The sequence below is a fragment of the Bradyrhizobium sp. INPA03-11B genome (assembly GCF_040446015.1).
Lineage (GTDB): Bacteria > Pseudomonadota > Alphaproteobacteria > Rhizobiales > Xanthobacteraceae > Bradyrhizobium > Bradyrhizobium macuxiense_A.
On record NZ_JASGSR010000240.1, the window covers coordinates 1 to 3,588 of the forward strand.

At 64.9% G+C, this 3,588-nt stretch carries 3 protein-coding genes; all 3 read right to left on the bottom strand.

What is annotated here, in order from left to right:
- Window positions 1-210 precede the first annotated feature (210 nt).
- Complete coding sequence (locus QMZ05_RS40495) at window positions 211-1,011, bottom strand: enoyl-CoA hydratase/isomerase family protein (protein ID WP_353705840.1); 801 nt, start codon at window positions 1,009-1,011, stop codon at window positions 211-213.
- Between the two features lie 203 nt (window positions 1,012-1,214).
- Window positions 1,215-2,375, bottom strand: a complete 1,161-nt coding sequence (locus tag QMZ05_RS40500; protein WP_018269158.1) for an acyl-CoA dehydrogenase family protein — start codon at window positions 2,373-2,375, stop codon at window positions 1,215-1,217.
- 30 nt (window positions 2,376-2,405) lie between these two features.
- Window positions 2,406-3,473 carry an acyl-CoA dehydrogenase family protein gene (locus QMZ05_RS40505; protein WP_353705841.1) on the bottom strand — a complete coding sequence of 356 codons (1,068 nt, stop codon included), beginning with the start codon at window positions 3,471-3,473 and terminating at the stop codon, window positions 2,406-2,408.
- Window positions 3,474-3,588 lie beyond the last annotated feature (115 nt).

Sequence of the window (3,588 nt, forward strand, 5' to 3'; positions counted from 1 at the left end):
CGGCCATCCGCAGCCTGAGCCGCGCGCTTGGTCACTCAATACTCCCCGCGCCGGGCCGACTTTTCGCACGGCCTGGAAGGCCGGGACCCATAACCACCGAACGTGGTTGAAGAAGAAGATTACCTCCGCTTGTGCCCTTTCCGCGGGCCGCGGCGTATGGGTCCCTGCTTTCGCAGGGACGACCTTGTTGAGAGAGCGGCGCGTGGAAACTCACCGCCCCTTGAAGTTCGCGACGCGGCGTTCGGCGGTGGCCTTGACGCCTTCCTTGAAGTCTTCGGTCGCGCGCAGCTTGGTCTGCTCTTCCAACTCGTGGTTGGTCGCGGCCAGCACGCGGTCGGCGAGGCCGGCGCGCATGGTGGCGCGGGTCGAGACCAGGCCGAGCGGCGAGCATTCGGCGATCTCCTGCGCGAGCTTCATCGCCTCTGATCGTACCTGGTCCTGCGGCACCAGCACGTTCGCAAGACCCCAGCGATAGGCCTCTTCCCCGGTGACGCGGCGGCTGGTGTAGAACATCAGCTCGGCATTGTTCTTGCCGATCAGCTCCGGCAGCGTCGTGGTGAGGCCGAAGCCCGGATGGAAGCCGAGTTTTGTAAAATTCGCCGAGAAGCGCGCTTCGGGGCAGGCGACGCGGAAATCAGCGGAGACGGCAAGGCCAAGACCGCCGCCGATCGCGGCGCCATGGATCGCCGCGACGATCGGCTTCTTGTTGCGGAAGATCCGCACGGCCTGAACGTAGAGATGGTTGATCGGCAGGTTCGAGGCCGGATCGCTCTTGGCGCGCTCCTCCTGCTCCTGGCGGGCGGGATCGCCGAAATTGGCGCCGGCGCAGAACGCCTTGCCCTGGGCTGCCAGCACCGAGGCGCGGATCTCGATGTTGTTGTCGAATTCCTCCAGCGCGTCGGCGATCTGGTTGATCAGCGCGACGTCGAAGAAGTTCAGCGGGGGTTTACGGATTTCGATCAGGCCGACATGGCCGTGGGTCTCGACGCCGATATCAGTGTACTTGGTCATGTGTCTTGTCTCCGGTAAGGCTGCAATCTCTCGGCGCAAAGGTGTCACCTCTCCCAAGGGGAGAGGTCGATTTGCGCCAGCAAATCGGGTGAGGGGTTGTGCTCTCTCGATGGACCGTGATCCCTCACCCGGCGCTGCGCGCCGACCTCTCCCGGAGGGAGAGGTGCAAGAGCTTGCGGCGAGATCATCGGTCCCATTGGTCGTCAGCGCAAACCGAGCCCGCGGGCGATGATGCCGCGCAGCACTTCCGTGGTGCCGCCCTGGATCGTCAGCTTGGGTGCGGTCTTGATGGCGAAATCGAGCTGCTTTTCCAGCGTCTCGCGGTTGGTCGCGGTCTCCTCGACGAATGCCGCGAGATCGCGCACGCGATGCGGCAGCTGCTGCTCCCACACCGTGCCGATGTCCTTGACGATCGAAGCTTCCACCACCGGCTCCTTGCCGGCCTGCAGCATGCCGGCAACCGACACCGACATGCGGCGCATGGTGTGCACCTGCGCCACCAGACGGCCGATGCCCTCGGCGCTGCGGGTGTCCGGGTTCTTGCCGACCGCGCGCACCAGCTCGGTGAGCACGTAATAGGTTTCGAGGAAGCGCTCGGGGCCACTCCGCTCATAGGCGAGCTCTGATGTCGCCTGCTTCCAGGCGCCGTCGACCTCGCCCAGCACGTGATCGTCGGGCACGAAGTAATCGGTGAACACCACCTCGTTGAATTCGAACTGGCCGGTGATCTGGCCGATCGGATTCACCTGGATGCCGGGCTGCTTCATCTTGACCAGGAACTGGGTCAGGCCGTGGCGGCGGTTTTCCTTTGTCGGCGGCGAGGTGCGGAAGATCGCGATCATGTAGTCGGCGATGTGCGCCGACGAGGTCCAGATCTTGGTACCGTTGATCAGATAGCCGCCGTCGGTCTTGGTGGCGCGGGTCTTCGCCGCGAACAAATCGGAGCCGGAATTCGGCTCGCTCATGCCGATCGCGAAGCACACCTCGCCGCGGCAGATCCGCGGCAGGATGTCCATCTTGATGTGCTCGGGCGCGTATTTCAGCAGCACCGGCCCGCTCTGACGGTCGGCGACGAAGAAGCGCCGGGTCGGCGCATTCGCCACCCGCATCTCCTCGGTCACCACGTAACGCTCGAGGAACGAGCGTTCCTGGCCGCCATACTTCTTCGGCCAGGTCATGCCGAGCCAACCCTTGGCGCCGACGCGGCGGGAGAATTCCGGCGCGTCATTGTCCTCGCGGTTCGGCGCGTGGGGATCGAAGGTGCCGGCGGCGATTTCTTCGGCGAGGAAGGCGCGCACTTCCTTGCGGAGCTGTTCGCATTTCTCGGGCAGGCGGATCGGATCGAAACGAAGGGCTGCAGTCATGATGTCCAGTCCTGATTTTTCTGCCTGATCTCAGCGCGAAGCCACCAGCGGCCACAATTCATCGGCGCCACGGTCGGCGACGAGCTTGCCGAGCTCGACCGCCCAGTAGCTCTCCGAGCCGAAATCGTCGCGCCACGCCAGCGCCCGCAGCGAATAGCGGTGCAGGATGTGCTCGACGGTGAAGCCGATCGCGCCATGCACCTGATGGGCGATGCCGCTGCCTTTCTCGGCGGCTTCCGAGCAGCGGATCTTCGCCGCCGCCGCTTCGAGGAACACCGCGTCATTGTCGAGCGACTTGGCGTTGACGATGGTGTCGGCCGCCGAGGTCGCGGCGGCCAGCGCCGCGGCATTTTCGCCGGCGAGGCGGGCGAGGTTGTGCTGCACCGCCTGAAACTTGGAAATCTTCTTCTCGAAGGCGACGCGCTCATTGGAATAGCGCACGGAGATGTCGAGCATCGCCTCCAGCGCGCCCGCGATCTGCAGGCTGCGCACCACGCCGCCCATCAGCATCAGCGTGGTCTGGTCGAAACCCTTCGGCGCCGGATTGGTGGTGACCGGCTGCGCCTTGTCGAGCGTGACGGTATCGTTGTGATCGCCGCCAAGGCCGGTGCTGGATTCGATCCGGCATTTCGCGGCATCAACCAGCGCGATCGAGAGGCCGTCCTTGCCGCTCGCCAGCACCGCGAAATGTTTCGCATCCTTGGCAAACGGCACGCCGCGGGCTCGGCCGGAGAGGCTGCCGTCGGCATTCAACGTGACGCGGTCCTTCGGACTTGCCGGCAGCACGGTCATCTCGCCTTCCGGAGAGGCGATCTTGCCCTGCGTCAGCAGCCAGCCGGCCAGCATTGTTTCGGCCAGCGGAACAGCGATCGCATGCCGCCCGGCGACGTTGAGGACGCTAAAACCTTCCGCGAGGCTGGCGCCGGAACCGCCGAGATCGTCGGGCACCCAGGACAGCGGCAGGCCGGCTTCAGTCAGCGCCTGCCACAGCGGCGCCTTCCACGCGCCCTGCTTGTCGTGATTGATGGTCTGGGCATCCGCGAGATCGGCGAAAATCTTTTCCGCGGTCTCGGCGACGATGTTTTCACTCTCCGCCACAGCGTTCCTCGTGTTGATTGGCTTGGGTCCGGCGATCAGGCAGGCCCTGCTTGCGGTGTTGTCTTGCGCTCAATGATGCGGAAAAGCCATAGCCGTGACAAGCGTTGCCCGCAGG